The 25692-nt window shown below is 46.7% G+C and carries 18 protein-coding genes and 1 CRISPR repeat array (1 of these 19 cut by a window edge); of the genes, 7 read left to right on the top strand and 11 right to left on the bottom strand.

The window, feature by feature from the left end; translation table 11 throughout:
* Positions 1-198: 198 nt before the first annotated feature.
* The gene (locus HRM2_RS02835; RefSeq protein ID WP_012662947.1) at positions 199-1092 is read left to right on the top strand and encodes a DUF4338 domain-containing protein; all 894 of its coding nucleotides are present in this window, start codon (positions 199-201) and stop codon (positions 1090-1092) included.
* Positions 1093-1374: 282 nt separating this feature from the next.
* Here the strand turns inward: HRM2_RS02835 and HRM2_RS02830 are convergent, their stop codons facing one another.
* The 9 genes from HRM2_RS02830 to HRM2_RS02790 all read right to left on the bottom strand — a co-directional run bounded on the left by HRM2_RS02830 (position 1375) and on the right by HRM2_RS02790 (position 10860).
* The gene (locus HRM2_RS02830) at positions 1375-2592 is read right to left on the bottom strand and encodes an ABC transporter permease (RefSeq protein ID WP_012662946.1); all 1218 of its coding nucleotides are present in this window, start codon (positions 2590-2592) and stop codon (positions 1375-1377) included.
* Positions 2579-3334, bottom strand: a complete 756-nt coding sequence (locus tag HRM2_RS02825) for an ABC transporter ATP-binding protein (RefSeq protein ID WP_012662945.1) — start codon at positions 3332-3334, stop codon at positions 2579-2581. Before HRM2_RS02825 ends, HRM2_RS02830 begins: the two co-directional genes overlap by 14 nt.
* Entirely contained in the window at positions 3331-4554 is a 1224-nt protein-coding gene (locus tag HRM2_RS02820) for an efflux RND transporter periplasmic adaptor subunit (protein ID WP_012662944.1), read from the bottom strand. Before HRM2_RS02820 ends, HRM2_RS02825 begins: the two co-directional genes overlap by 4 nt.
* A gap of 1 nt (position 4555) precedes the next feature.
* Complete coding sequence (locus tag HRM2_RS02815; protein WP_012662943.1) at positions 4556-5914, bottom strand: TolC family protein; 1359 nt, start codon at positions 5912-5914, stop codon at positions 4556-4558.
* Between the two features lie 330 nt (positions 5915-6244).
* The gene (locus HRM2_RS02810) at positions 6245-6691 is read right to left on the bottom strand and encodes a Spy/CpxP family protein refolding chaperone (protein WP_187149324.1); all 447 of its coding nucleotides are present in this window, start codon (positions 6689-6691) and stop codon (positions 6245-6247) included.
* A gap of 102 nt (positions 6692-6793) precedes the next feature.
* Positions 6794-7123 (bottom strand): hypothetical protein, encoded by a 330-nt coding sequence (locus tag HRM2_RS02805; protein WP_012662941.1) that lies wholly within the window; start codon positions 7121-7123, stop codon positions 6794-6796.
* 83 nt (positions 7124-7206) lie between these two features.
* Complete coding sequence (locus tag HRM2_RS02800) at positions 7207-7779, bottom strand: RNA polymerase sigma factor (protein WP_012662940.1); 573 nt, start codon at positions 7777-7779, stop codon at positions 7207-7209.
* Positions 7780-7824: 45 nt separating this feature from the next.
* Positions 7825-9180, bottom strand: coding sequence for a sigma-54-dependent transcriptional regulator (locus tag HRM2_RS02795; RefSeq protein WP_012662939.1), 1356 nt, complete (start codon positions 9178-9180; stop codon positions 7825-7827).
* Between the two features lie 12 nt (positions 9181-9192).
* Complete coding sequence (locus HRM2_RS02790) at positions 9193-10860, bottom strand: sensor histidine kinase (protein ID WP_012662938.1); 1668 nt, start codon at positions 10858-10860, stop codon at positions 9193-9195.
* A 213-nt stretch (positions 10861-11073) separates the two neighbouring features.
* Here HRM2_RS02790 and HRM2_RS02785 point away from each other — a divergent pair, with 213 nt between their 5' ends.
* The 4 genes from HRM2_RS02785 to HRM2_RS02770 all read left to right on the top strand — a co-directional run bounded on the left by HRM2_RS02785 (position 11074) and on the right by HRM2_RS02770 (position 16156).
* Positions 11074-12753 (top strand): putative bifunctional diguanylate cyclase/phosphodiesterase, encoded by a 1680-nt coding sequence (locus HRM2_RS02785; protein ID WP_012662937.1) that lies wholly within the window; start codon positions 11074-11076, stop codon positions 12751-12753.
* Positions 12754-13820: 1067 nt separating this feature from the next.
* Positions 13821-15542: a M6 family metalloprotease domain-containing protein gene (locus tag HRM2_RS02780; protein ID WP_012662936.1), complete on the top strand. Its 1722-nt coding sequence runs from the start codon at positions 13821-13823 to the stop codon at positions 15540-15542.
* A gap of 30 nt (positions 15543-15572) precedes the next feature.
* Positions 15573-15797, top strand: coding sequence for a hypothetical protein (locus HRM2_RS27500; protein WP_041273007.1), 225 nt, complete (start codon positions 15573-15575; stop codon positions 15795-15797).
* 2 nt (positions 15798-15799) lie between these two features.
* Entirely contained in the window at positions 15800-16156 is a 357-nt protein-coding gene (locus HRM2_RS02770) for a hypothetical protein (protein ID WP_232364177.1), read from the top strand.
* A gap of 566 nt (positions 16157-16722) precedes the next feature.
* Here the strand turns inward: HRM2_RS02770 and HRM2_RS02760 are convergent.
* Both HRM2_RS02760 and HRM2_RS02755 read right to left on the bottom strand, forming a co-directional pair.
* Complete coding sequence (locus HRM2_RS02760; RefSeq protein ID WP_012662934.1) at positions 16723-17916, bottom strand: Bcr/CflA family efflux MFS transporter; 1194 nt, start codon at positions 17914-17916, stop codon at positions 16723-16725.
* A 129-nt stretch (positions 17917-18045) separates the two neighbouring features.
* Positions 18046-20370, bottom strand: a complete 2325-nt coding sequence (locus tag HRM2_RS02755) for a peptidase U32 family protein (protein ID WP_041273585.1) — start codon at positions 20368-20370, stop codon at positions 18046-18048.
* A gap of 753 nt (positions 20371-21123) precedes the next feature.
* On the opposite strand from HRM2_RS02755, the gene HRM2_RS24880 reads away from it, so the two are divergent.
* Together HRM2_RS24880 and HRM2_RS02740 are read left to right on the top strand one after the other, a co-directional pair.
* Positions 21124-21537 (top strand): prolipoprotein diacylglyceryl transferase, encoded by a 414-nt coding sequence (locus tag HRM2_RS24880; RefSeq protein ID WP_012662932.1) that lies wholly within the window; start codon positions 21124-21126, stop codon positions 21535-21537.
* Between the two features lie 361 nt (positions 21538-21898).
* On the top strand, positions 21899-22186 hold the full coding sequence (locus HRM2_RS02740) for a hypothetical protein (protein ID WP_012662931.1): 288 nt from the start codon (positions 21899-21901) through the stop codon (positions 22184-22186).
* A 262-nt stretch (positions 22187-22448) separates the two neighbouring features.
* Positions 22449-25692: direct repeats of the CRISPR family, unit length 37 nt; unit sequence GTTTCAATCCTTGTTGTCGTGGATCAGGCATTCCAGG; it runs 3122 nt beyond the window's last position.

Below are 25692 nucleotides of genomic sequence, written 5' to 3'. Positions count from 1 at the left end.
AATTTGTTTGGATCAGGACAGTGTTTGGTCAACCACTACATAGGTTTTACGCTACTTCCTGGCAAGAGAATCCAACAGCCCATGACTATCTGACTTGAGAAATAACATTTCCTCATGAAAAGGCACATCCGGTAGTATATTTTTTAACTGGACAGAGAGTCATATTTCCGTTATGGAACAATAGCGGAGGGGAATGAAATGAAACCAGTCAAGCAGCAAACCTTTTGTGGTCGAACGTTCACCGGTGAAGAGATCTCGTTGATTCAGGAAATCGTTGACACCTGTGATGGAATCAGCCGAACGGAGTTGGCACATACCGTATGCGAACTGCTGGAATGGAAAAGGCCCAGCGATCGGCTGAAAGCCCGGGAATGTACCGAGTTTCTGGAATCGCTGGAATCCAAAGGCATACTGGATCTTCCAGAGAAACAAAAAAAAGGTCAAAACAATTCCCAGAAGATTGTTCCTGAAATCCCATCTCTGCAACCCTTCAGCACCCTCAGTGGCAGCGTGGAAGAATTCACACCCCTTGAAGTACAGCGGGTTCAAAATCGAGACCAGAGGGATCTGTTCAAGGAACTCATGGGGCGCTATCACTATCTGGGATATGCCATGCCCTTTGGCGCAAGATTACAATACCTGGTTTATGTAAACCGGCCCCGTCGAGAGGTGGTGGGTTGTATTCAGTTTTCAAGCCCTGCCTGGCGCATGCGTGCCCGGGATGAATGGATCGGATGGACAGAGGCAAGGCGTAAAGTTGCCTTACAGCAGGTGGTGAACAACAGCCGTTTTCTGGTGCTGGCACGAATCCAGAATTTAGCAAGCATGATTCTTTCGTGTACCCTTCGGGAGCTTAAGGTCGATTGGGAGCGGCAATATGGTCTTCAACCGATGCTGGTGGAGACTTTGGTGGACCAGGAACGTTTTCACGGTGGGTGTTATCGGGCATCCAACTGGACGGAATTGGGAAAAACCTCGGGTCGAGGACGCATGGACAGGGCCAACAAGTGCCATGGTGCCCATGTGAAAACAATATTGGTGTATCCCCTGGTAAAAAATGCAGCTCACCAGCTCAGGGGAGGCAAAGGATGAGTATGAACCAAGCATCGACCCAGTCGTTGTGAAGATGATGTCTGTGGTTTTGATGGCATTGATCGACCCAATGTGAGACCCCATGATCAAAAAAGAGAAACAGTGTTTGCCACAGGGGTTATCAAGGGGGCCTGCCGCCATCTTGTAAAGGATCATATGGAGATAACTGGAACAAAATGGCGGCGGACCAGCGCCAAAGCTTTACTGCGCCCGCGTGCCCTGCGGAAGAGTCCTCCTGTTACTATCAAAAAAACACCCACCTGTAATTGCGACAAAATTGCGTCATTCATAGCGTAAGGCATCGATGGGATTTAGATTGGCGGCTTTACGCGCCGGATAAAAACCAAAAAACACCCCAACGGCTCCGGTAAAAAGAACGGTTATCAGAATAACTGTGGGGTTTACCACCGCGCTAACCCCCAGCAATTTGCCAACACCCCAAGCTGCACTTAAGCCGGATAAAATACCGATCAAGCCTCCAAGCAGGCTGAGGATGGCGGCTTCGATAAGAAATTGAGCCAAAACATCAAGGGGTCGGGCGCCAATGGCGAGACGAATGCCAATCTCCCGGGTGCGCTCGGTGACGGAGACCAGCATGATATTCATGATACCGATCCCTCCCACAAGCAAGGAAACTCCAGCGATGGAGCTGAGCAGCAGGGTCAGGGTGCCAGTTACGCGGGTGGCTATTTCGACAATTTCGGTCTGGTCACGGATAATGAAATCATCCTCAGCATCGGCGGCGAGTCGGTGCTCAGAACGCAGCAGGGTTGTCAGCTCCTCCTTGGCCGCGTCCATGGCTTCGGAGCTGATGGCGCTTGCCGATATATCGTGAATCGTCTTGCCGTTACTCAGGCGATATAGCACAGTGTTGTCGGGAGCGAAGATGATATCGTCCTGATCGTTGCCCATGGACGATTGCCCCTTTTCGGCCATCACGCCGATCACTTTAAAGGGCACATTGCGGATGCGTAGACGCGCCCCGACGGGGTTCTGGTCTGGGAACAGTTCATCGGCAACTGTCTTACCTAGTACCGCGACCTTGGCCCGTGTTTTACTATCCCGAACGGTGAAGAAGGACCCGTTTTCCATCTCATAATTACGGATCGACAGGTAGTTGGGGGCAACACCGGTGATCGTCGTGCTCCAGTTGTTGCTTCCGGCGATCACCTGCCCGGTGGCGCGAACTTCTGCGGAGACCCAGCGCAGCCGAGTCGCATATTTCTCCAACCGGACGACATCATCCATTGTCAGGCTCGGCCGCGATCCGGCGCCACCACTCACGCCACCTGAGTCCACGCTACCCGGTCGGACCATCAGCAGGTTGGTTCCCAAGGAGGCGACTTCCCCTTCGATATCTGCCTGGGACCCCTCGCCCAGGGCGACCATGGTAATCACCGAGGCGACGCCAATGATAATGCCGAGCATGGTCAGCAAGCTGCGCATTTTATTGCGGGCAATGCTCTTCAGTGCGACCAGGATCAACTTATGCCACCGCATCAGACACCTCCCCATGCAGCTCTACCAGGTCGGTCTGAGCATTGCGTGGCTGAGGGTTGATTTCATCGCACAACAGCACACCGTCACGCAGTTCGATCAGACGCCCGGCATATTTGGCGACCTCTGCTTCATGGGTGACCACCACCAGCGTCAAACCGTCGCGATTCAGCTTTTGAAACAGGGCCAGAATTTCCAGGGTCGTGCGACTGTCAAGATTACCGGTCGGTTCATCGGCAAGGATAATCGGCGGGTCAGTGACCAGCGCACGGGCAATAGCGACGCGCTGCTGCTGCCCGCCGGAAAGCTGGTTCGGCTCATGGTCGAGGCGCTCACCCAGACCGACACGCTGCAACGCTTGGATGGAGCGCGCTTGAGGATCGGCGACCGAACGGTGACGATCGTAGAGCAACGGCAGTTCGACATTCTCCAGGGCCGTGGTGCGTGGCAGCAGGTTAAAGCCCTGAAAAACAAAACCGATCTTGGTATTGCGCAGGTCGGCCAGCTGCTTCCGATTCAGGGTCTCGACCGACATGCCATCAAAGCGATAGTTGCCACTGGTCGGAGTGTCGAGACAACCAAGGATATTCATCATCGTCGATTTACCGCTGCCCGAGCTGCCCATGATGGCGACAAATTCGCCCCGGCCGATCTCCAGCGAGAGGTCATCCAGTGCCCTGACCTCAACCTCCCCCAAGGAAAAAACCTTGCAAATGTGACTGAGATTGATCTGTGCGTCACTCATGGTCGCGGCCCTCCACCAGATCCCTGCTCCGGGCCACCTCCGCCACCCGACGGTCCTCTCTGCCCCTGGTTCATAAAATTGAACAGAGAGAATCCCTTTTCTTCAGCATCTTCTCCCTCCTGTTTCATGCCAATGGCAACCTGCATTCCGGCAGCCAGTTCGCCTTCGGTGATCTCGGTCAACAGTCCGTCGCTCTCTCCCGCAGAGATCTGGATCGGCTGCAAGTGGCCATCGGCCTGCCGGCTGAAAACCTGGCTGCCGTCGTTACTATCGCGATTTGGATCGGGTGTGAAATTGAGCGCGGCGACCGGAACCAGCAGGGCGTTTTCAGACTGGTAAACAACAAAGTCGACGGTTGCCGTCATACCCGGCATCAACCGCCCTGATTCGTTGGTTGCATCGACGATCACCGTGTAGGTCACGACGTTGTCCACTGTTTCCGGCTGCAACCTGATTTGGCGTACACTGCCGATGAAGTTTTGGTCAAAATAGCTTTGTACCGTGAACCGTACCGATTGCCCCTGGCGGATCTGACCGATATCGGTTTCATCGACCTGGGTCTCGATCTGCATGCGTGACAAATCCTCAGCGATCAAAAACAGGGTCGGGGTGCTCAGGCTGGCCGCAACCGTTTGCCCGGCATCAACACTACGATCAATAACCGTGCCGTCGATGGGTGAACGAATCACCGTATGCTCTAAATCGATCTGGGCCTGCTCCAGGCTGGCCTCGGCTGATTGCAGGGAGGCTTTTGTCGTATCGACTGCCGTTGTTATGGGAAGAAATTCCTGTTCTGAGATGTAGCCCTTATCAAAGAGCGGAGCGTTCCGACGGAACTCGTCCTCTGCTTGTTTTAATTCTGCCTGGGCTTTGAGTACGTCTGCCTTGGCTTTATTGACCGAGGCGGTGAACGATGATTGATCCAGTCTTGCCAGCACCTGACCTTTTTTGACCTGGTCATTATAATCGACCAGCAGTTGCTCAATTGTCCCCGAAACCTGAGTGCCTATTTCCACCGTTTCCACGGCAGCCAGGGTACCAGTGCTGGTTACGAGGACCTCAAGCTTTCCCCTATTTACCTGTGCAAACTTGAATGATGGTTTTGTCCTTGATGACTCCTGGTGCATCCAGGCCCACCAGACAAGAATCGTCAGGGATAAAACCCCGATTAACACGATAACGGATTTGATAGTTCTTGAGGTTTTTCGTTTTGCAATCATTCTAACTTTTCTCCAATTCAAAAGCAGCGAACAGCGGTTTCATGTTTCCAAGATAGTAGGCAAGAGCAACCTCTTGGGTAATCAAGTTGTATTTGACCTCTATCTGGTCAAACGCCGCGGTAACGTATCCAGTTCGTGCCTGGATGAGCTCCACCAGGGTTGAAGCGCCCACTCGGTAACGCTCTTCATAGGATTGAAGCGATTGGCGAGCAAAGATCAGTTTGCTTTGGACAACCTCGACCTGTTGCTGCGTGGTTCGATACTCTTGGATTGCCTGTTCTATTTCGAGGCCGGCTTGCAGCTTTTTTTGCTTGAGCGTTAACTGTTCATTGCGCTGCTCTATGCCCGCCATGGCAATTTCATTGCGGGCCAGATGACGGTCGAAGATGGGAATAGTCAATGAAATACCAACGGTTGCATCGAGACTGTCATCCTTTAGTTGCTCTGAGAATGTTTCATCACCCAAACTGTTGTAACCGGAACTCAATTTGGCAAAGAGATCAAGCTTTGGCAGTTGGCCGGCCCTGGCTTGAAGAATCTGCTGACCAGCGGCTTCAATCTGGTATTGTTGGGCTTTGATATCAGCCCGTTCGTTCAATGCCGCGACACTCAGCCTTTCAATGTCTTCATCCGTCAGCACCATTGACCAACTGTCAAAATCGAGGCCAGCGGCCCGATAATCGATCATCGGATTCATTCCCATGGTCTGCATCAGCAATAACTTATTATCGTTGAGGCTCTGCTGTGCCTCAATCAGCTCCAGCTGGGCCTGCTTGGTTTCCGCCTGTTGTTGATAGAGGTCGCTTAAAGCCAGCCGCCCGGCCTGTTGAAAGGTTTCAATCTGCTCCAGTAGTTTACGGTTCTCCTCCAAATTGTCCTCTTTAACCTGGATCAAAGCCTGACTGGTGAGAACCTGCACGAATTTGGAAAAGGTCTCAAAGACCAACGACTGTTGCTCACGGGTCAAGTTTTCCTGCACAGCATTCAACTCAAGTTCAGCGTTTTTCAACCCGGCACTGTCAGCAAACCCGTTGAACAGATTCAGCGTTGAGGTCAATTCCGTAGAGAGAAACCAATCCTCTTGAGCAGAATTTTGTCCAGCTACCGCGGCATTCACGTCTGGATAAAAATCTGCCCGTTGTTGAAAAACAGAAATTTCGCTGGTTTCTACCGTATTCACTTGCTGAGCTAAGCCGGGGTTGTTCTTCAATGCGATGCGCACCGCCTGTTTAAGAGCAAGAACCGGCCCAGCTTGATCCTCGCAGTTCCCCTGGCATGGCAACGCCAAAACAATGAAAATGATAAAAATTACCGAGCAGATTCGAAAATACATAGTTTGTGACTTATCTTGCTTATCCATAAATTAAAATGCCAATTTGAAAGATGAATACGCTTCTCTCCCTGAGTGACTCGGGAACTGTTCGTCCAATTGGCTGATTCAATTGTCGCTTGCACTGTTGATCATCATGACCTCCAAACAATAGTTAGGGACTCGGAAACAAATAATTACTCCATCTTGCTTGTCTTTCAGCTCGTTTTCTGCGTTGCATCAAAGCGCACATATTTCAATATGCTCCCTTTGACACGCCTTGAACACGAGGAGTGGGGGTGCGTTTGGTTTAGGACCTTCGAGAAGACTGTCTGTTGATGGAAATTCCGCCAGTCTCCGACTAGCGCCACTGTGTAACTCCTAGCTTTTGGGCATCAGCTTTTGATCCTGTCGTTCATCTGGCCGAGGCGGGTGGCGAGGATTGAAAACGTCTCGGATGAGCGCCTGAAATTTTTCAACCTGCTCGGGTTTAAAAAGGTCCTTCAGGGCCAGAACGTTCTGAAAACGAAGATATTCCAGCTCTGTGTGTTTATCCCCGATCACTTCCCCCAGATGCTTTACTCTCTCCATATCAATGGGTGAGAGGAAAGCAGCTTCCATAATTGCTTTTTTCAAGTCAGCGATGTCATCCTCTACAATTTTCATCTTGCCTTGATAGCGTCTGCGCAAATCATCAACTTTCTGGGCCTGAATGTCCGTAAGGTTCAACTCTTCCTGCAAAAAGCGATGCGCCGGTTCAGCACCGGGAGAGGGCCCGAAGAACTGCCAGCCCATTATTCCAAGCCCTGCCACATTAACGATGATCAAGAGCACGATTCCCCAGTTGAGAAGTCTATTTTTAGTAAAAATGGTCATGGTTCCATATCCCCTGATGTTCAATTGCAGATGTCATCTTGTAATGCCCATAAGTTACAAGATGAAGGCGACATCTCCAGTTTCTCTGGTCAATATATATTCCTCTGCAAATGCTGTCTGGTTGCTTTCACGCTGTTCAGCCAAGGTATGGACGGTAAAGATCCCCGCTGCCAAATTAAAGCCCAACAAAAGCAGTAAAACTGCAGGACGGAGGTCGCGCATGTGAAAGCGCAGAAAAGCAGAACCTGCTTTATTTTCTTCGTATTCCCTGATTCGCACCTCTAGGTGAGCATGCAAAAATGGATGCACGTCAATATCTTCAAGCTCAGCCAGTCGACCAAGAGTGGCGTTTACTTTTTGTTCAATCTTCTTTGCTTCATACATTTCCTGTTGCTCCTTTCACCAATTCCATCTATCAACCTTAGACAACACATGTCAGCAAGAACTTGCGCCATAAATCAAAAATATTATTTATGCGCTCCATAGTAATGGAAAAGTTTTTTCTGCAGGTTTTTCCGCGCCCGAAAAATTAACGATTCCACAGATGAAATCGTCGTATCCATTATGGCGGCAATTTCGGCATACTTTACCCCATCGTATTGACTAAGAGTAAAGGCGATCTTTTGATTTTTCGGCAGCGAGTCAAGTGCCTGTTGTAGTACCTGAAACTCTTCTTGTTGTTCAAGTTCCTTTTCTGGAGTTGTCACAGATGCGCTTTCGAGCCCCGCTTCCTCCTTAAAGGTCAACATGTCACGAACCTGCTCGAAACGGGCTTTACGCTTTCTTTTTTTCACAAAATTTAACGATCGTGTTACTGCGATTCGATATACCCAGGTAGATAATTTTGCCTCTTGTCGAAAAGACCCTAGAGACTTATAGACTGCCATGAAAACGTCTTGGGTGACGTCCCGTGCGTCCTCTCGATCGCTCAGAAAGCGATAACAGATATTTGTAACCCTGTGCTTATACTGATCGACCAATTGTGTAAAGGCGTCGGCATCTCCACGTTGAAAACGTTGCAGTAAGTCGTTGTCTTTCATTCAATTAACAATCGATAATCTGTGATACATAAGAGCCGCACCCTTTTAATTTAACTTTAAACGATTCATGATGCGCCACAGGGTTGATCGATCAATACCCAGGAGTTTTGACGCCTGCGTCTTGTTGTGATTGGTCATCTCGAGTATCCGGACGATGTGTCTTCTGCTCACCGCCTCCAGGGAGGTCGTCTCCATGGAGAATGGGGATGGATCCAAAACCGTGCAGGGTTCGATCACAACCTGGGGAAGGCTGTCAGGGGTAATCTCCTGGGTGAGTTCAAAAAGAGTTGCCCGTTCAATTATATTTTCAAGTTCCCTGACATTGCCCGGCCAGGAGTAATTTTCCAGCAGTCGAAGTGCCCTGGGGGCAATTCCACGGATGTTCTTATTGTTCTGTGCGGCATACTTGGTTAAGAAATGAGCGGCCAGCAGGCCGATATCCTCCTTACGTTGGCGCAGGGGCGGCAAATCAATCGTAACCACATTCAACCGATAGTAAAGATCCTTGCGAAAACCACCTTGTTCGACCATGGCCTCAAGATTTTTATTTGTTGCGGCAATGATCCTTACGGAGACGATTTTACGCTGAAAAGAGCCCACCGGCTGAATTTCCCCTTTTTCCAATGCCCTTAGAAAGGTCTGCTGAAGCCCCTGCCCCACATCCCCGATCTCGTCAAGGAAAAGGGTCCCTCCGTCTGCTGCCTCAAACAGCCCTCTCTTGTCTGCCACAGCACCGGTAAACGCCCCTTTCACATGTCCAAACAGCTCGCTTGCCATAAGGTCTTCATTGAGTGCCGCACAGTTGACCGGCAGATAGGGCTTTAACGCCCGGGCACTGTTAAAATGAATGGCCCTTGCAACCAGTTCTTTGCCCGTGCCCGTCTCTCCCCTGATCAGCACGGTGCTCCTTGACTCCTTGACCCTGTTGATGGTTTTAAAGACCCCCATCATTGATTCACTGGTGCCGACAATATTCTCAAAAGTGTATTTTTTCTCAAGCTGCTGCTGCAAACGAAGGTTGTCCAGAAACAACCCTCGTTTTTCCAGGGTTTTTTCCACCACAAGCCGTAGTTCCTCCATGTCAAAGGGCTTCAGGATATAGTCTTCAGCACCCTGTTTCATGGCTGAGACAGCCGTGTCAACCGTACCGTATGCCGTAATGATAACAAAAAGAATGGTGCGGTCATACTGCTTGATGGCCTTTAAAACCTCCATGCCATCCATACCCGGAAGTTTCAGGTCAGATACGACCAGATCAAAACGGGTCTGCCGGATTCTTTCCAGGGCTTTTTCCCCGGAATCGACACTTTCAACAGCATACCCTTTTTTTGAAAGAATATGGAGCAACGCCTGGTTCATTCTCTGATCATCTTCAACAATTAATATCGTGTATTTACCCATGGGGCTCCTGTTTTACTCTGCCTGTTCAGTGGGCAATTCCACCGTAAAAACCGTTCCAGGGGTGCTGGATTCATTTCCTGTTGAACTGATGACCCGAATATTTCCCCCAAGTTTCCTGACCATTTCATGGCTGACAAACAACCCGAGACCGGTTCCCTTGCCCCGTTGTTTGGTTGTAAAAAAAGGGGTAAAGACCTTGGCCCGCTCCTCCTTTGGAATCCCGGGTCCGGAATCGGCAATTTCGATTTTTATGATCCTTAAAACCTTCACATGGCGGGTCTTTAACTTTAACACGCCACCCTGGGGCATGGCCTCAATGGCATTTGCAACAAGATTTGTCAAAATGGATTGAAGAGTGCTGGCATCGACCCGGGCTTTGGGCATTTTTTCTTCCAGGACTGTTTGAACGTCTATCTTACCGGACACACAATGGGGACCTGCGATGCCCATTAGTTTGGTCAGGGTTTTATTGACATCGGCAACCTGGGCGTCATTTGTGGAGTGACGGGAAAAATCAAGGAGATTTCTTATGATTTTACTGCCCTGGTGGATTTCCTCAACCACCGTGGAAAGCCTTGCCTGGATATCCTCTGTTTCGCACCCCGCCTCATTGAGCTCTTCGCTTGCAATCTGGGTGTAGAGCAGTGCATTGGCAAGGGGAGTATTCAACTCATGGGCAAGTCCCGATGTCAAAAGGCCAAGGGAGGCTAACTTTTCCTTTTGTATCACCTGGAACTCCAGCTCTTTTTCGTATCGATACTTAGATTTTAAAATATTAACAATAAGGGTTGAGATGATAAAGGCGAGGCAAAAAACAATCAATGCCGTGAACAGACCATAACCAACGGCCTCCCTACCTAACGCATTGATACGATTGAGAATTTCCGCCATATCCTGATCGGCAATGACATACCAGGGAAACCCGTCAACCTTCTGGTATGCCTGCAATACCCGCTCTTCCCGATAATCGGTTGTTTCATAAATTCCATGGGGTGCCTGCCCTGGGATGGCGGCCATTGAAATGGAATCCCTGAGGGCTACAGCCCCAAATCTAGACGAGGATAAAAACCTGCCGTGTTCATCTACCAGATAAACCTCCCCTGTCACTTCGATGTTGCTTTTTCTCAACAGCGCCCCCATGGGTCTGAAATCAACAAGGGCACATAAATGGCCGCAATCTTCCCTTGATCTGACGTTCAAGGATGTGCAGATCTTCAACACGGGAATCTCCTCCTGGTCAGTGGACATCATGGTCACTTTACCAAGGGTTGTTCCCGGTCCTGGGCTGCTATTTTCTTCCAGGGCATCCACCGACCCACAATCAAAGGAAGAACCGAGGCTTGTGAACACCCTGCGTCCAGACAGGTCCAGCCCGGAAAAGGCAATAAAGGGGCTGTAGTCCTCGGCCATCTGTTCAAAATGGTCCTGGAGCATGGTGACGTTTAAGCCAAAGAGACAGACAATATTAGAAAGGACATTCATGTCATTGACCCTTTCCACCATGAATCCATTTATTGCCTCTGCATTTCTTTTGGCAAACCCCTTTAAATAAACGGACGATTTTTCCTTGATCATGGTTTCACCCTGGGAAATCATCTTGTAACCAAGGACAGCCATGGGCACCAGGGAAACAAGCATGAATGCGGCGATCAGGAGCATCCTGAGTCTTTCAAAATTCACTGTTCATCCCCTTCCCCCTTTACCAGGTCATCAGGTATGCTGTTCAACCCATTGTCACTCTCAATACCATATGAACGTTTTAAATGGCAAACTTTGCTGGAACAGTGCTGCCGTGGAAGAGGCACATCAGCCCTTTTTTTTAACATCAAAATATATTGACACACTGTTTTGCATATGAAAGGTTAATTCAAATTTAAATATTTCATTCTCCTTATGAAACATTTTCGACAGAGCCATGGGATCTTTTTTATCACTTCTTTATTGAAACTTGAGGTTATGGACAGACTAAGCCAGGCACTTAATAAAAATGTCAAAATAATGAAATCCAGGGTAAGCCATTATGCCATACTTGGTGTTATTATTGCTTTTATTGCAATTATCCTGGCCACCCTGCTCTCCAGCCATTTTCAATATGGCGAAATCAATTTAACTACCATTTTGGAATCACAGAAAAACAATGTAACGCTCTGGTTCATGGATGCCATGCCCTTTGTCTTTGCCTTCTGGGGTCAATATACAAGTTCCATCATGGCCTATGAGGCCAGCACTATGATCATGGACCAGACCGCAGATTTAAGGGACCTGACCGTTGCCCTTGAATACAAAGCAGCACATGACGCCACCCATGATATTGTAACGGATCTTCCCAACCGAATACTCCTGCTGGACCGTCTTGAACAGGCCATCCAGGCAGCCAGACGCCAAAAATCTACCCTGGCACTTTTAATTTTTGGTTTTGATAATTTTAAAGAGATCCATGACACCCTTGGACATTTCAGCAGCGATCGACTTTTAAAACAAATCGTATCCAGACTACAGGGTGTCCTAAGAAAATCAGACACCCTTGCCAGAATGGGCAGTGATGAATTCGCCATTCTGTTACCCATGGTGGAAAATAAAGAAGCGATCATCAACATCATTGGAAAAATCCAAAAAACATTCATAGAACCCTTTTCCATTGAAGGACTGGGACTTGAAGTTCAGGCCTGCATCGGAATTGCCATGTTTCCCCAACACGGCAAAGATGTGGATACCATTCTTCAACGAACCCATGTGGCGCTCTGTGCGGCGAAACAGGATATAAAAAAATACACCATTTATTCCAATGGCCTGGACAAACACAATCCCCATCACCTCACCATGGTGGGGGAACTGCGACAGGCCATTGAAAATGATGAACTGGTTCTCCATTTTCAACCCAAAATCAATATACAGACACGCAGCATCAGCGGCGTTGAAGCCCTGGTTCGCTGGCAGCATCCTGAACATGGTTTTCTGCCGCCGGATGATTTTATCCCCATGGCCGAACGGACCGGGCTTATCAAGCCGCTTTCCATCTGGGTGTTGAACCATGCCCTGAGCCAGGGCGAAAAATGGCACCAGCAAAATTTCAAACTGAGCATTGCCATAAACCTGAGCCCGGCAACCTTTTTGGACCCGGAATTACCGAATCTCATCATCGGGATGCTTTCCCTTTATGACATTCCGCCAAATTTTGTTACCCTTGAAATCACGGAAGGGTCCATGATAAAGAATCCTGACCTGGCAATGGAAATCCTGGAAAGGCTCACAAGCAAGGGGATCAAAATATCAATAGATGATTTTGGTACTGGCTACTCTTCCCTGGTCTATCTGAAAAAAATGCCGGCAAGTGAAGTTAAAATTGACAAGTCATTTGTCACGGACATGTTGAAAAATGATAATGATGCTGTCATCGTCAAATCCATCATCGACCTTGGTCATAATCTAGGCCTCAAGGTCGTGGCAGAGGGCGTGGAGGACAAACAAACAGCAAATTATCTAAAAACACTTGGATGCGACCTGCTCCAGGGCTATTATTTCAGCAAACCATTGAGCAGTGATGATTTTTTAAACTGGCTGCCCAAGAATTAAAAAAACGTCTACTGCAATCCAGTAACTTTGGCGGGGGCCCGAATGTCCAGACATGGCATGCACTTCGACGGCATGACACCTAAAAGTTGAATCCTTTGTTTTGAGTTTTGAAAGATACCTTGTTATAATACCACATCGACATATTTCCATTTTAACTCACTTTTCCGTGAACTGACCTTCTGGCATTCAAAGCAATGGCCTCGGATACCCTGATCCGGTCAGATAAAAGTCTCCAATAGCAATAGTCGCTTGCTAAAGTTTTTTTCCCCGTCCTTTTTTAAACTGCGAATACGACGGGAAAGTACGTAAGCGGTTAAGTTCTTGATTTCTACCCATGGTACGATTAAAAATCGGCTGTTACACGCCAACTGATTTTAAAAAACTTTGCGTTGAAATTCTTCCATACGCCCATTATCCCCTTATAGCTTACTTCTCAGCAGAAGTTTATTAAAAAAATACCGCTGTAGTATTAATGCACGCCAAGCATGCAAGAACCTAACTGGACATTGCTGATAAAAAATAGGTGGTGGATTTGGGTTGACAATCATGAGCGAGACAGATATTTATATATAAGTTACTAACTTATTGCTCGTTAAAGAACATCCCCCTTTTCCCTGTGCTTCACGAGTATCAACTTTTTGATCTCATCTCCGTAAATTCACAGCACTTTTTATTTTCACACCTTGAGCTGTTAACACATTGGGCCACCGAATTCTTTTTAGCCGTGATAACCCCTCTATTCTGTAGGGTGTCTTTTTTAGCGATTTTAAGAAGCCAGGTGATTGTGGGGAATTCATGATTGATAACCATCAATCCTGGAGAGGAGGTGATGCGATAGGTTGATAAATATAAAGTTCATATGGGCCAGAGTATTGTAGGAGGCGTTTTTCGCTGAGTTGAGACTTCTTCATATGATATCCTTTTTAATTCTCCTGCAAAAATGTAGTTAGCGGTGGAGATGGACACCGACGGTAGATTTCAGCTCAATTCCAGGCGTTAGAATAGGGCTGTTGATCACCCAAATCAAACGGGAGATGACTCCCGGCCAAAAAATAAAGGAGGATATAATGCCAATACCCTACACTGGTGAAGAATTCACGTTTTATAATCCAGATGGCTCAGAGGTGCGCGTTCGCGGCTGGGGGGATCAGTTTTTCGCTGTCTTTGAGACACTGGAGGGTTACACCGTTGTCAAGGATCCAAAGTCAGGCTTTTATCACTATGCAGAATTATCCCCTGACAAAAGCACACTCCTGCCTGGCCGAATTCGCGTTGGTGATGTCCCACCAGAGCAGCTTAGCCTGCCGCAGCATTTACAAATTGATCGCCAGGCTGCTAAAAAGCAGGCAAGAGCTGCTGAAGAAGAGGCTGGTGTTCGTCCTCGATGGATGCAGCGCAGAGATGAGCACCAACAAAAAAAAGCGAGGATGGCACCTTCGCCAGACGACGAGGACCCGTCTCCTGCCACTGTGGGCAATTACGTGGGCCTGTGTCTGCTCATTCAATTTCCAGATGTCCCCGGCACAATTGATTCAGGTAAAATAGACAATTTCTGTAATCAAACAGAATATTCGGAATTTGGCAACAATGGTTCTGTCCGCGATTATTTTTATGATATCTCAGATGGAAAGTTGACCTACATGAACCGAGTTACAGCCTACTATACTGCAAACCACAACCGCTCACACTATACGAACCCCGCAATTTCTTTTGGTATGCGGGCACGGGAATTGATAATTGAGGCTCTGAACGATCTGAAAAACAAAGGTTTTAATTTTAGCCAACTGACCGCAGATGGAAGCGGCTATGTCCGTGCCCTGAATATTTTTTACGCAGGAGCAAGGGTCAACAACTGGTCAGAGGGCCTTTGGCCACACTCTTGGGCGTTAGCATCTCCGTATACGGCCAGCAGCAACAGAAAATTTTCCGATTACCAGATCACCAATATCGGTAGTCAACTCACCCTGCGTACGTTCTGTCATGAAAATGGACATATGATATGTGATTTTCCAGATCTCTATGATTACGGAGGGCAATCATCGGGGGTCGGGAATTTCTGCTTGATGTGCTCCGGTGGCTCAAATGTCAATCCGACACAAGTATGTGCCTATCTCAAATATGATGCAGGATGGGCTTCAAAGCTCACTAATTTGGGCCCTGGCATGTCCGTTAACGTATCCTCCGGCAAAAACGATTTTCTGATTTTAAAAAAGAGTAACCAGACTGAATATTTTATCATTGAAAATCGTCGGCAGAACAAGCGAGATACTGCCCTGCCGGATGAAGGGCTTGCAATCTGGCATGTTGACGAACTAGGGAGCAACGACAATGAGCAGATGACCTTGGCAAAACATTATAAATGTTCTTTAGAACAGGCTGACGGGCGACTTGACCTTGAGAGAAGAGCAAACAACGGGGACAGTACCGACCTTTTTGGAGCGCCTGATTACAGAAAGTTTGGGTTTTCAACGACGCCGAACAGTAAATGGTGGGATGGCTCCGCATCGGGATTGGAGATAACCAATATTTCCGCCCCCGGGGTCACGATAACCGTCAAGACGCAGGCACTTTGGCAAAACAACAGGGAAGTCCTGCGCACCCACGCCAAAAATAGCACGAAATCAGCCTGGGCATATTTCAAAGGTGATAGTGCCTGGAATCAAGTCAGTGCCAGTACCACGGACGGGTGTACCAATTTGTTTTTTACCTTATGTGAAGGCCTGGCAAACAATCGTAAAGTCGATGTATTGATCAAAGACGGAAAGATAATCCAAGCGACCTTAAAATAATTTATAATTTACCGGTGGGAGGTAACAAATATGTGGCATAACAATAAAGCAGTCGTCAGAACACATGTAAAGAATGGCAGCCAACAGGCATGGGCAATCGTACAGGGAGTAAGTAGTGGTTGGCTGAGAATCAAACCGGCCGTAGCCGATGGTGTGAGCAATCTCAACACGATATTAAGCGTTGCTCTTGCCAATAATCGCAAGGTTGATGTGTATGTTGTAGGAAATGAAATTTCCCAAGCGACCTTACGATAGCCTTGACATCCGATGATATACAACACGCAGAAAACAGGGCTGTTGCCTATGGGCAATTCAGCTCAAACCTGCAGAGGAGGTGTACAGTGATCCCTGAGATAACCATCAAGATTTCATTCAATAACCAGACGGAAGAACCTGTTGATGTCGGAGGTGCAACCTTTACGGCTATTGACATTTTGCCGCCAGAGTTGCCCCAGGAAGCGGTAGAACCTAACATTCCGCCTTTTCCGGAAATGGATGAAAGTTCAATAGAAGAATCATTGACGATTGATCTATTGCCACCGGAAAACCTCTATGAGGAAGAGGACGTTATTGCACTGCCTTCTGACCCTGATGCAGGGGACCACTCACCATAAATAGGTGTGGCGTAATAGCGTAATAATGTAGTAGGCGATTCCTGTATCTTTAGATGACTGTGGGAATCGCCGCTAACATTTCTACTTTTGTTGCTGATTCTTTGTAAAGCACGGTTTCTGTGTAATGCGTATTTTGAGGTCAAACGGCATTCAAATTAATTAAAGATTGACAATAGTCCACATGTAAACATCTATGGTTTATGTGTGGACTATTTTTTTGGGATCGATTTTTTTTAAAGGTAAGAAACGTGTCTGAAAATACCCGCCTAACTGACAAACGGACTTTTTATAAACTCAACATGTCCCAGCGTGTTTTGCTGAAATATGTCGATCGTGAAATAACAAACAGGCTTGGTGTTTCGGTCTTTCAGACAGCTGTCCTGTTTTATCTATTGAAACACGATGGATGTCTTTTTAAAGGATTTAAGCAGAGCGTTTTTCCAGAATAAATCAGCTACCACAACGCTTGTAATACAAACCATAGAAGGGAGTTTGTTATAAAGGGTGTTAAAACCGGTTTAAAAATCATGCGCGCTATAAAACCCATCTCCCGGAAGCTTATGGACTCACCCCTCCTGTCGGATAAAGGACTTGCTCCGAACCAGGAGCCAGAGACTGCCACAAACAGCGCCCACAATGATCTGCATGAGGCCCAGACTTGAAATCAGGTCACCAGTTTCAAGGGAGATGATAAACATGCCGATACTGCCCATGAACAGCCCCATAAAATTAATCAGGGCGGCCGCAGCACCGGTATCCGTCTGCTGCTGGAACAACAGCATATTGGCCGTCGGGGGACGCAGCAGGCTAAGGGAAACCGTGGCCGCAAGCATGGTCAGCGCAAAAAAGACCGAAGAGGAACTGCCGGCCACGTCAAGCAAAATCCCGCAGACGATCAAGAATGCAAAACACCCTGTAATGATATTGCCTGGAGAAAACCGGCGTGACAGCTTGAGGTATAGCAGGGGACCAGCCAGTGCCCCCAGAGCGTTAAAGGCAAAATAGAAACTGTAGAGCGTCTCTGTCATCCCAAAAACCTGGATATACACAAAAGAGGAGGCCGCAATAAAAGCCATCAAAGGCAGGGGGGCCATGGAAAAGACCCCCAGCAAAACCGAAAATCCGGGATTTTTCAAGACCACTGCCAAACGCCCAAGGGATTGGATAAAAGAACCTGAATAACGTTTTTGAAGGGTCTCATCCAGGAGCAGGGAAAGAAAAAACGCAACGATTCCCACGCCAGCCAGCACCCAGAAAATCGCATTCCAGGACATGAATTTCATCAAGGCTGCCCCCATTACCGGTGCCACCACCGGCGCCACCACCACCATGGACATGACCACGGCCAAAACAGATTCCCGTTTACGGCCGGAATACATATCTTTGACCATGGCCGTTACCACAGCCTCTGCAGCCCCGCCCCCAAAGGCCTGAACCACTCTGGCCAGGATAAGCTGCCCGATGTTGACGGAAAGGGCACATCCAATACTGCCAAACACATAAAGGCCAAGGCCTATCAAAAGAATCGGTTTCCTGCCGTACTTTTCACTCACAGCCCCCCAAATCAGGATGCCCAGGCCAAAAAAGATCAAAAACAGACTCAAGCTCAAATTGATAAGGCTCTGACTGGTCTGCATCACATGCATCACACGGGGAAGGGCCGGCAGATAAAGGTCTGTGGATAAAGGAGGAAAGGCACTGAGCAGGGCCAGCATGACCATAAGCGTACGGTCGCCAAAAACGCTTTGTTTCTTTTTCATTTTGATAACGCTCAATATTCAATATACATTTCAATGATGTGCTTGATCGGATTGAATTTATTCCTGGAAAACCCGGTTAAAGGGAACCATTACGTCTGCTGTTTGATCCTTTTAGGTGTGATATAAAAGTCAGACCCCTTTTTTGTATTGGGTGCAGGTCGTTGGATAAAGGTTCTGTTTGAGTTTCTCTTTTGAACCTGGGGAACCCCTTAAAAAGTTTTCAAAAAGATTGATCAGGCCGAATTTATCTGTCTGAATTTTGGTTTCGGTTTCTATATCCCTTAAATCAATAAAAAAACTGGAAAAGAGACCAGGTATGTCGGTGAGAATATCTGTATTGAGAAAATTGTTCCAGTGATAGATGGAATGATAATTTCCCTTTGTTTTTTTTATAAAGAGCGGATTGTTCTTTAAATTTGTCAGGGTTGAAGATCTGTGGCAGCTTTGAATGCAGTCTTCATCAATGCAGTCTTTTTCACATCCAATAACTTGGCGAATCAGGCATTGTCTACTGGTCATAAGTAAAATCGGGTGATAGATGCTATAATAGAGCTTGAAATCTTCAGGCGGAATCATGCCTCTGATCTGAAATCTGCTCAGTTCATTTGAGATAAAAGAGCCATGGCAGTTAAACCGTTCTTTTAAACATAAAAGGCTAAAGGAATTGGCAATATTAAGATAGGGCCCTGCTATCCAGGAGATTCCTTTTTTACAGGCCTCATGGGCGATTCCAGTATTGTTCGTCACGATCAACCGGGGATGCAGCTGGTCAAGAAACGTCACCGCAGCCGCGTAATCGTCTCCGATTAAGATGGAAGGAATCCAGGGGATCAATTTCCTGTTTTTTAGAAAAAGGTCCATGCATGTTGCCTGTTCTTTTTTGAAACCATTGGGCAGTTGAAAATAAATGTCGGCTGAGGTCTCATTGGAAAGTGAAATATCCTCTTTGGATGATATGAGTACTGCCAGTGTGGGATTTTCTAATTTAGGTTGTTTTTTTAAAAAAGGCACCGCAATGGGCTCAATCCTGTGCCTTGAACCATTCAGTATGAATAAAATTTCTTTCTTCATTGAAGAGAACCCATTAAAAGATATGAAAAGATCCCTTTCAAGACCTGCTGTGTCCAAGTCCTCAATGTAATATTCCGTATCGTTTATGGCGCTCAGGCGTACTAATAAATCATCGTGATCCAGGGTTTTAAAGTCACTCTTCTTTTTTTTATGGTTTTTTTCCAAAACAACGGCTTCATGTTCTGGATGGGAATCAGGCCTTCCCAGGTTGGTTTTTGCAGCATTTACAAGATCGCTTTTTGAAAGAACCTCAAAGGAAGTTTCGGGTGTTCTGACAGATATTTTTAAAGGGGTACCCCGTCTTCCGGAAACCGTCAGGGTTAAAGGTGCCTTTGAGATGATTACAGAATTGATCTCATTGTTCACAACGGTTTTTATTTCTGTTTTTTCTTCAAAAATATCTTTCTGACCTTTTACCCTTTTTCTATCTTTGGAAAGATTATTGACTTCAATCAGATGTTTGATGGAATTATCACGGGGGTTATCAATGAACATTGACTTATTAATAGATCCCCTTAAATAGTCGTCTGAAAAATCACGGTTAAACACCTTGTAAAAATCACTGGTGTCATCACTGATTTTGTCTTGGGTGTAAAAGCGATGGAGTTGTTTTCTCCAGGAATTGACCACCGTATATACATAGTCAGATTTCTTTATCCGTCCCTCAATCTTCAATGATGCAACCCCTGCATCGTATATCTGCCTCAGGTCCAGGTATGCACAATTGTCTTTGAGATTAAGGGGAAATTTTTTACCCTGGGGAGTGGTTATATATCGGTCTCTACAGGGTTGGCTGCATCTGCCACGATTCCCGGAATTTCCTCCCATCACAGAACTCATATAACACATACCTGAAAAGGAGATACATTGGGATCCGTGGACAAAGACTTCGGTCAGGACATTCTGTTCATTGGCCTTGGTGGCCAACGCCTTGATCTCCTTTAAATTTAACTCCCTGGAAAGATTGACCCGGGCTGCAGTGAGGCTGCTTAAAAAAGAAATCTGGCCTTCATTGTGGGTTGTCAACTGGGTGGAGGCATGGATTTCAAGCGTTTTAAAATAGGTTGACAAAAGATATAATAATCCCAGATCCTGGACAATGACCCCATCTATTGAAGTGTTTACAAGTTTGTTCAGCAAATTTATGAGAAGGGGAATTTCACTACCCACCACCATGATATTAATGGTAAGAAATACTTTGCAGGTATTCCGATGGGCAAAATTTAATATCCCGTTGAGATCCTCAAAATTAATATTGGTCGCACGACCCCTTGCATTGAATTTATTCAGACCACAGTATACGGCATCAGCCCCTGCTGTTATTGCCGCTTTTATTGAATCCATGTCTCCACCGGGTGCCAGCAGCTCCATTTTTCTGTTCATGGGATGAAGTTCGTTTTGATTATCACACAAGGATATTACGGGGTTTGAATGGATAGAAATGGTATCATACTCCTGTTCTTTTTGCCCATGCAGGGCACTTATGGAAAAAGGGGACCATACCATGAAAACACATCATATTCCAGCCTGGGTTCAGTTTTTCTCTATACTTGAAAACATCCTCCCCTCCGGGCAGGCCCTGCCCGGAAACGGCAATAAAGGGGTTGTAGTCGCCTGCCGAAAATGCCCGGCAACGCAGCAGATCCGGTCAAATAGCGCTCACCCAGGGTTTCTGGTTTTTAGATTTGAAATCAGGAACAATATGTTGTCCCGGTACCCGTCAGGGGTCATATTCCCAGGCTTTAATAATTCTTCATACTCTTCTTGACAAAAAACGTCTTCAGGCCCTAATATGCCATATGAATTGCTTACGACTTTGCAAATGCCCAGAGATCAGATTTTCAAAAAATTATTTACACCAAAGTCGGAACAATGTACCCTGAGCCATAATCAGAATCTTCAACGAATTAAAAATCAATTCAGAACAGCTTGTCCAGCAAAGCCAGGCAAAGCTGAAAAATATGTCATATTGTGCCTGCTTTGCATGGCACAAGGGTTTCCGGCTTTGAAAAAGGTGTTATAGGCGCTTGCAGCACGTTCAAGAAATTGACGGACCATGGGTCGTCAGAATAAAATAATTGAACGCACATATGAGAAAATGATCAAAAACCAATGTAACACAGAGGAGAAGAAATCATGAAAAAAGCTTTGATTTTATTAATGATAATCGGTCTTGTGGTTTTTACAGGATGTGGCAAGGACGATAAGGGCGAAGAATCTTCCGCAGCCATTGAAGAAAAAGCCGGCCAAACAGTTGAATCCGTTATGGAGAAAACCGGACAGGCAGTCGAAACAGTAAAGGAAAAGACAGAACAATCAGTGGAAACAGTGGAAGGGAAGACTGAAGACGTTGTAGAAGCAGCGAAAGAGAAAGCTGAAGATGCGATGGAAGCTGCGAAAGAGAAAACTGAAGATGCGATGGAAGCTGCAAAAGAAAAGACTGAAGATGCTGTCGAAACTGCAAAGGATAAGACAGGTCAGGCAGTTGACGCTGTAAAAAATAAAACAGGCCAGATGGTCGAAACCGCAAAGGAAAAGGTCAGCGACTAAAGGACCGAACCTGTTAAAAACTGAAGATTGAGAATCTTAAAGGCAGTGTTAAACAATAACACTGCCTTTTTTGCTTCAAACGGTCTCAAGAATCTGATAAATTTATTTCAAGCATCAATTTTTCAAAAAAAGAACCGCCCCTGCCCCACATCTGTCTGATCAGACAGTCTTACTCCAAAAGAACTGTTATATGGAAAGCTGTATCTAAGGTTGGTATTATCTGCTTTTTCACACATTACACGCCATTTCTCCCCACAATGTTTTGCTATGATAGCGTTGGTTGTTGAAACAAGGCATGGTGACATAGGGCAAGTCAACACCCGAATGAAATTGTTAAAAACTTAATTCAGGAGAAGTAAAAATGATCAACAATACGCGTAAATTCATGGCGATGACCGTGGTGGGCGTCTTTACCATTTTTTTTATGGCGATGGCCGTGGTGGGAATCTATAACACCTTAAATATGTGTGTAGGAGAAGCCTTTGTAGGGCATCAGGGGCCCCCACCCGAAGCCGATACCATCTGCGAGGGAAAATCCGTCGCAGATGCGGCTGGATTTGAAAGTCCCCACGGGAATAGGGTGACCGGAACCTGTGTAGCCGACGTTGACCGTCTGTTCCTTTGTCCAGATAATCTGCCCAATGGCTAAAGGCCAGTCAATCCAAAGTTACAACAATTACCACATTCTGGATAGAAATGATGGTAACGATAAAAAACAAAGGGAAAAAAACAAAAAAGATGATCAAATGGACTTGTTTAAAAAAAAACGGGTAGTCATTCAAAAGAAATAAGGTTACAAGCCAAGTTGAGATGAGTTGAGTTGTTATGAGATGTCTGATTTCCAAAATTTTTAACTTTTTCAACACCCTTTAAACGTTTTGGTTCCATTCTCTTTCGAGAGTGTATAAAAATTTTCAATCCTTGTTGTCGTGGATCAGGCATTCCAGGATATTGACGGAGCCTGACCCCGGTATTGTGACGAGTTTCAATCCTTGTTGTCGTGGATCAGGCATTCCAGGGATGCTCCGGTTGCTGGCCTGGTTCCGTCATAAAATCGTTTCAATCCTTGTTGTCGTGGATCAGGCATTCCAGGTTTCATCTTTAAGGGCTGACAGCTCCCTGTATACATGTTTCAATCCTTGTTGTCGTGGATCAGGCATTCCAGGCTTGGTGGGTATGCCAAAGGCGGTGTGATAGATCGATGTTTCAATCCTTGTTGTCGTGGATCAGGCATTCCAGGATACCATCCAGATCGTCAGCTTGAGACTCATACTGTTTCAATCCTTGTTGTCGTGGATCAGGCATTCCAGGCTGACGCTTTAACGGGTATTGATGTTCAGGTTTCTGGGTTTCAATCCTTGTTGTCGTGGATCAGGCATTCCAGGATTTCAGTAACTTACCCACAACCCACACCACCAAAAGTTTCAATCCTTGTTGTCGTGGATCAGGCATTCCAGGCCACAACGTCAACTCTGCCCAAAGCGCCCCACAGTGTTTCAATCCTTGTTGTCGTGGATCAGGCATTCCAGGCTGCGTCTATCACTGAGTTTGGCATTGGAGTTTTGACGTTTCAATCCTTGTTGTCGTGGATCAGGCATTCCAGGCATTGATCAGCCCCGGCTGACCCGACACAGCAAAAGTTTCAATCCTTGTTGTCGTGGATCAGGCATTCCAGGATTGATCAGCCCCGGCTGACCCGACACAGCAAAAGTTTCAATCCTTGTTGTCGTGGATCAGGCATTCCAGGAATCCTTGGCGTGACGGCCACGCCGCAGAGGTCGGAGTTTCAATCCTTGTTGTCGTGGATCAGGCATTCCAGGGTATTTGCTCGGGATGTTTGATTCTCTGCGCATAAAGTTTCAATCCTTGTTGTCGTGGATCAGGCATTCCAGGCCAGATATTTCTCCTGCTCATCAGTCAGTGGCGAGTTTCAATCCTTGTTGTCGTGGATCAGGCATTCCAGGTGGCCACCCGCCAGCAGCGCCTTGCGATCCAGCGCCAGGGTTTCAATCCTTGTTGTCGTGGATCAGGCATTCCAGGATCGTTCTGTCTCCTTGGTTCGTGTCAGACTTTCCCAGTTTCAATCCTTGTTGTCGTGGATCAGGCATTCCAGGCATTGATCAGCCCCGGCTGACCCGACACAGCAAAAGTTTCAATCCTTGTTGTCGTGGATCAGGCATTCCAGGAATAGAAGCATCTTTTGGGGGAATGTGGCTCAAAAGTTTCAATCCTTGTTGTCGTGGATCAGGCATTCCAGGAATTCCATCCGTTTGCGTCATTCCGTGAAAGAAATTGTTTCAATCCTTGTTGTCGTGGATCAGGCATTCCAGGAGGAGGTTACTATTTGAATATGAAAAAAATACAGAGTTTCAATCCTTGTTGTCGTGGATCAGGCATTCCAGGGGTGATTGAGCTTGCAGAGAACAGTCCCCACCCCAGGGGTTTCAATCCTTGTTGTCGTGGATCAGGCATTCCAGGTCGTAGACCTCGACGGGATTCGCACCAAGTTTAAAAGTTTCAATCCTTGTTGTCGTGGATCAGGCATTCCAGGTCAGAGCCGACAGAATCGCAGCCGTTGTTGAGGCCGGTTTCAATCCTTGTTGTCGTGGATCAGGCATTCCAGGAAGCGTCGGAAACCAACCCGGCACCGACAATAATCACTTGTTTCAATCCTTGTTGTCGTGGATCAGGCATTCCAGGTGGCTCAAAATAACAGGCAAAGAAGGGGATGCATAGTTTCAATCCTTGTTGTCGTGGATCAGGCATTCCAGGGGCTGAAACCGTCTGCTCAAACCCTGTTTCATTTCTGAGTTTCAATCCTTGTTGTCGTGGATCAGGCATTCCAGGGGGAGTGGAGAATTACGAGCCCGGCACTTATACCCTTGTTTCAATCCTTGTTGTCGTGGATCAGGCATTCCAGGATCTGGACGGTTGTGTTTGATCTGGTGGATGTGTTTAGTTTCAATCCTTGTTGTCGTGGATCAGGCATTCCAGGCATAGTATCGCCGTTTTTCTGATTCGGTGTTGTTGGTTTCAATCCTTGTTGTCGTGGATCAGGCATTCCAGGGAGGAGCGCTTTCATATCTTCGCAATCTCGTTTTTGGTTTCAATCCTTGTTGTCGTGGATCAGGCATTCCAGGCCCATTTTTTTTGTCAATCAAATTGATTATGGTTTGTTTCAATCCTTGTTGTCGTGGATCAGGCATTCCAGGTGCCCTGCCCTGGTTCGCCGGGGTGGGGTTTTTTTTGTTTCAATCCTTGTTGTCGTGGATCAGGCATTCCAGGTCATATATTGCATTGAAGAGTGTCAGAGACTTTTCGAGTTTCAATCCTTGTTGTCGTGGATCAGGCATTCCAGGAAAGAATGTGGTTCCTAAGTCTATTTTGTCGTCAAGTTTCAATCCTTGTTGTCGTGGATCAGGCATTCCAGGAAAGAATGTGGTTCCTAAGTCTATTTTGTCGTCAAGTTTCAATCCTTGTTGTCGTGGATCAGGCATTCCAGGTTACCGTCAACAGCTTTACCGATTGAATCACCAACGGTTTCAATCCTTGTTGTCGTGGATCAGGCATTCCAGGACGATGACCGATGTCTCTACTACTGTGATTGATTCTTTGTTTCAATCCTTGTTGTCGTGGATCAGGCATTCCAGGCCCTTTAATGACGCAAGACATGCAGTCAATTATATGATGTTTCAATCCTTGTTGTCGTGGATCAGGCATTCCAGGCCTAGCACCATTATTGGCAGCAGTGATATAAGTAGTTTCAATCCTTGTTGTCGTGGATCAGGCATTCCAGGCATATTGACGGACCCTGCCCCCGGTATGGTTACAAGTTTCAATCCTTGTTGTCGTGGATCAGGCATTCCAGGATCAATGGGGCTTTCGCTGCATCCTCTGTACAATAAGTTTCAATCCTTGTTGTCGTGGATCAGGCATTCCAGGATAAAATAGAACCTGCCCCTCAGCCGGAGTCATCTGTTTCAATCCTTGTTGTCGTGGATCAGGCATTCCAGGATATATGATAGCTCGGCAATGGTTTTCTGATCGCTGGTTTCAATCCTTGTTGTCGTGGATCAGGCATTCCAGGTATAGGAATAGGCCACAATCTAACCGACAATGGATGTTTCAATCCTTGTTGTCGTGGATCAGGCATTC

The organism is Desulforapulum autotrophicum HRM2 (assembly GCF_000020365.1).
GTDB classification, from domain to species: Bacteria; Desulfobacterota; Desulfobacteria; order Desulfobacterales; family Desulfobacteraceae; genus Desulforapulum; species Desulforapulum autotrophicum.
Note: the sequence above shows the minus strand (reverse complement) of the source record. Positions and strands in the feature narration are given on the sequence as shown.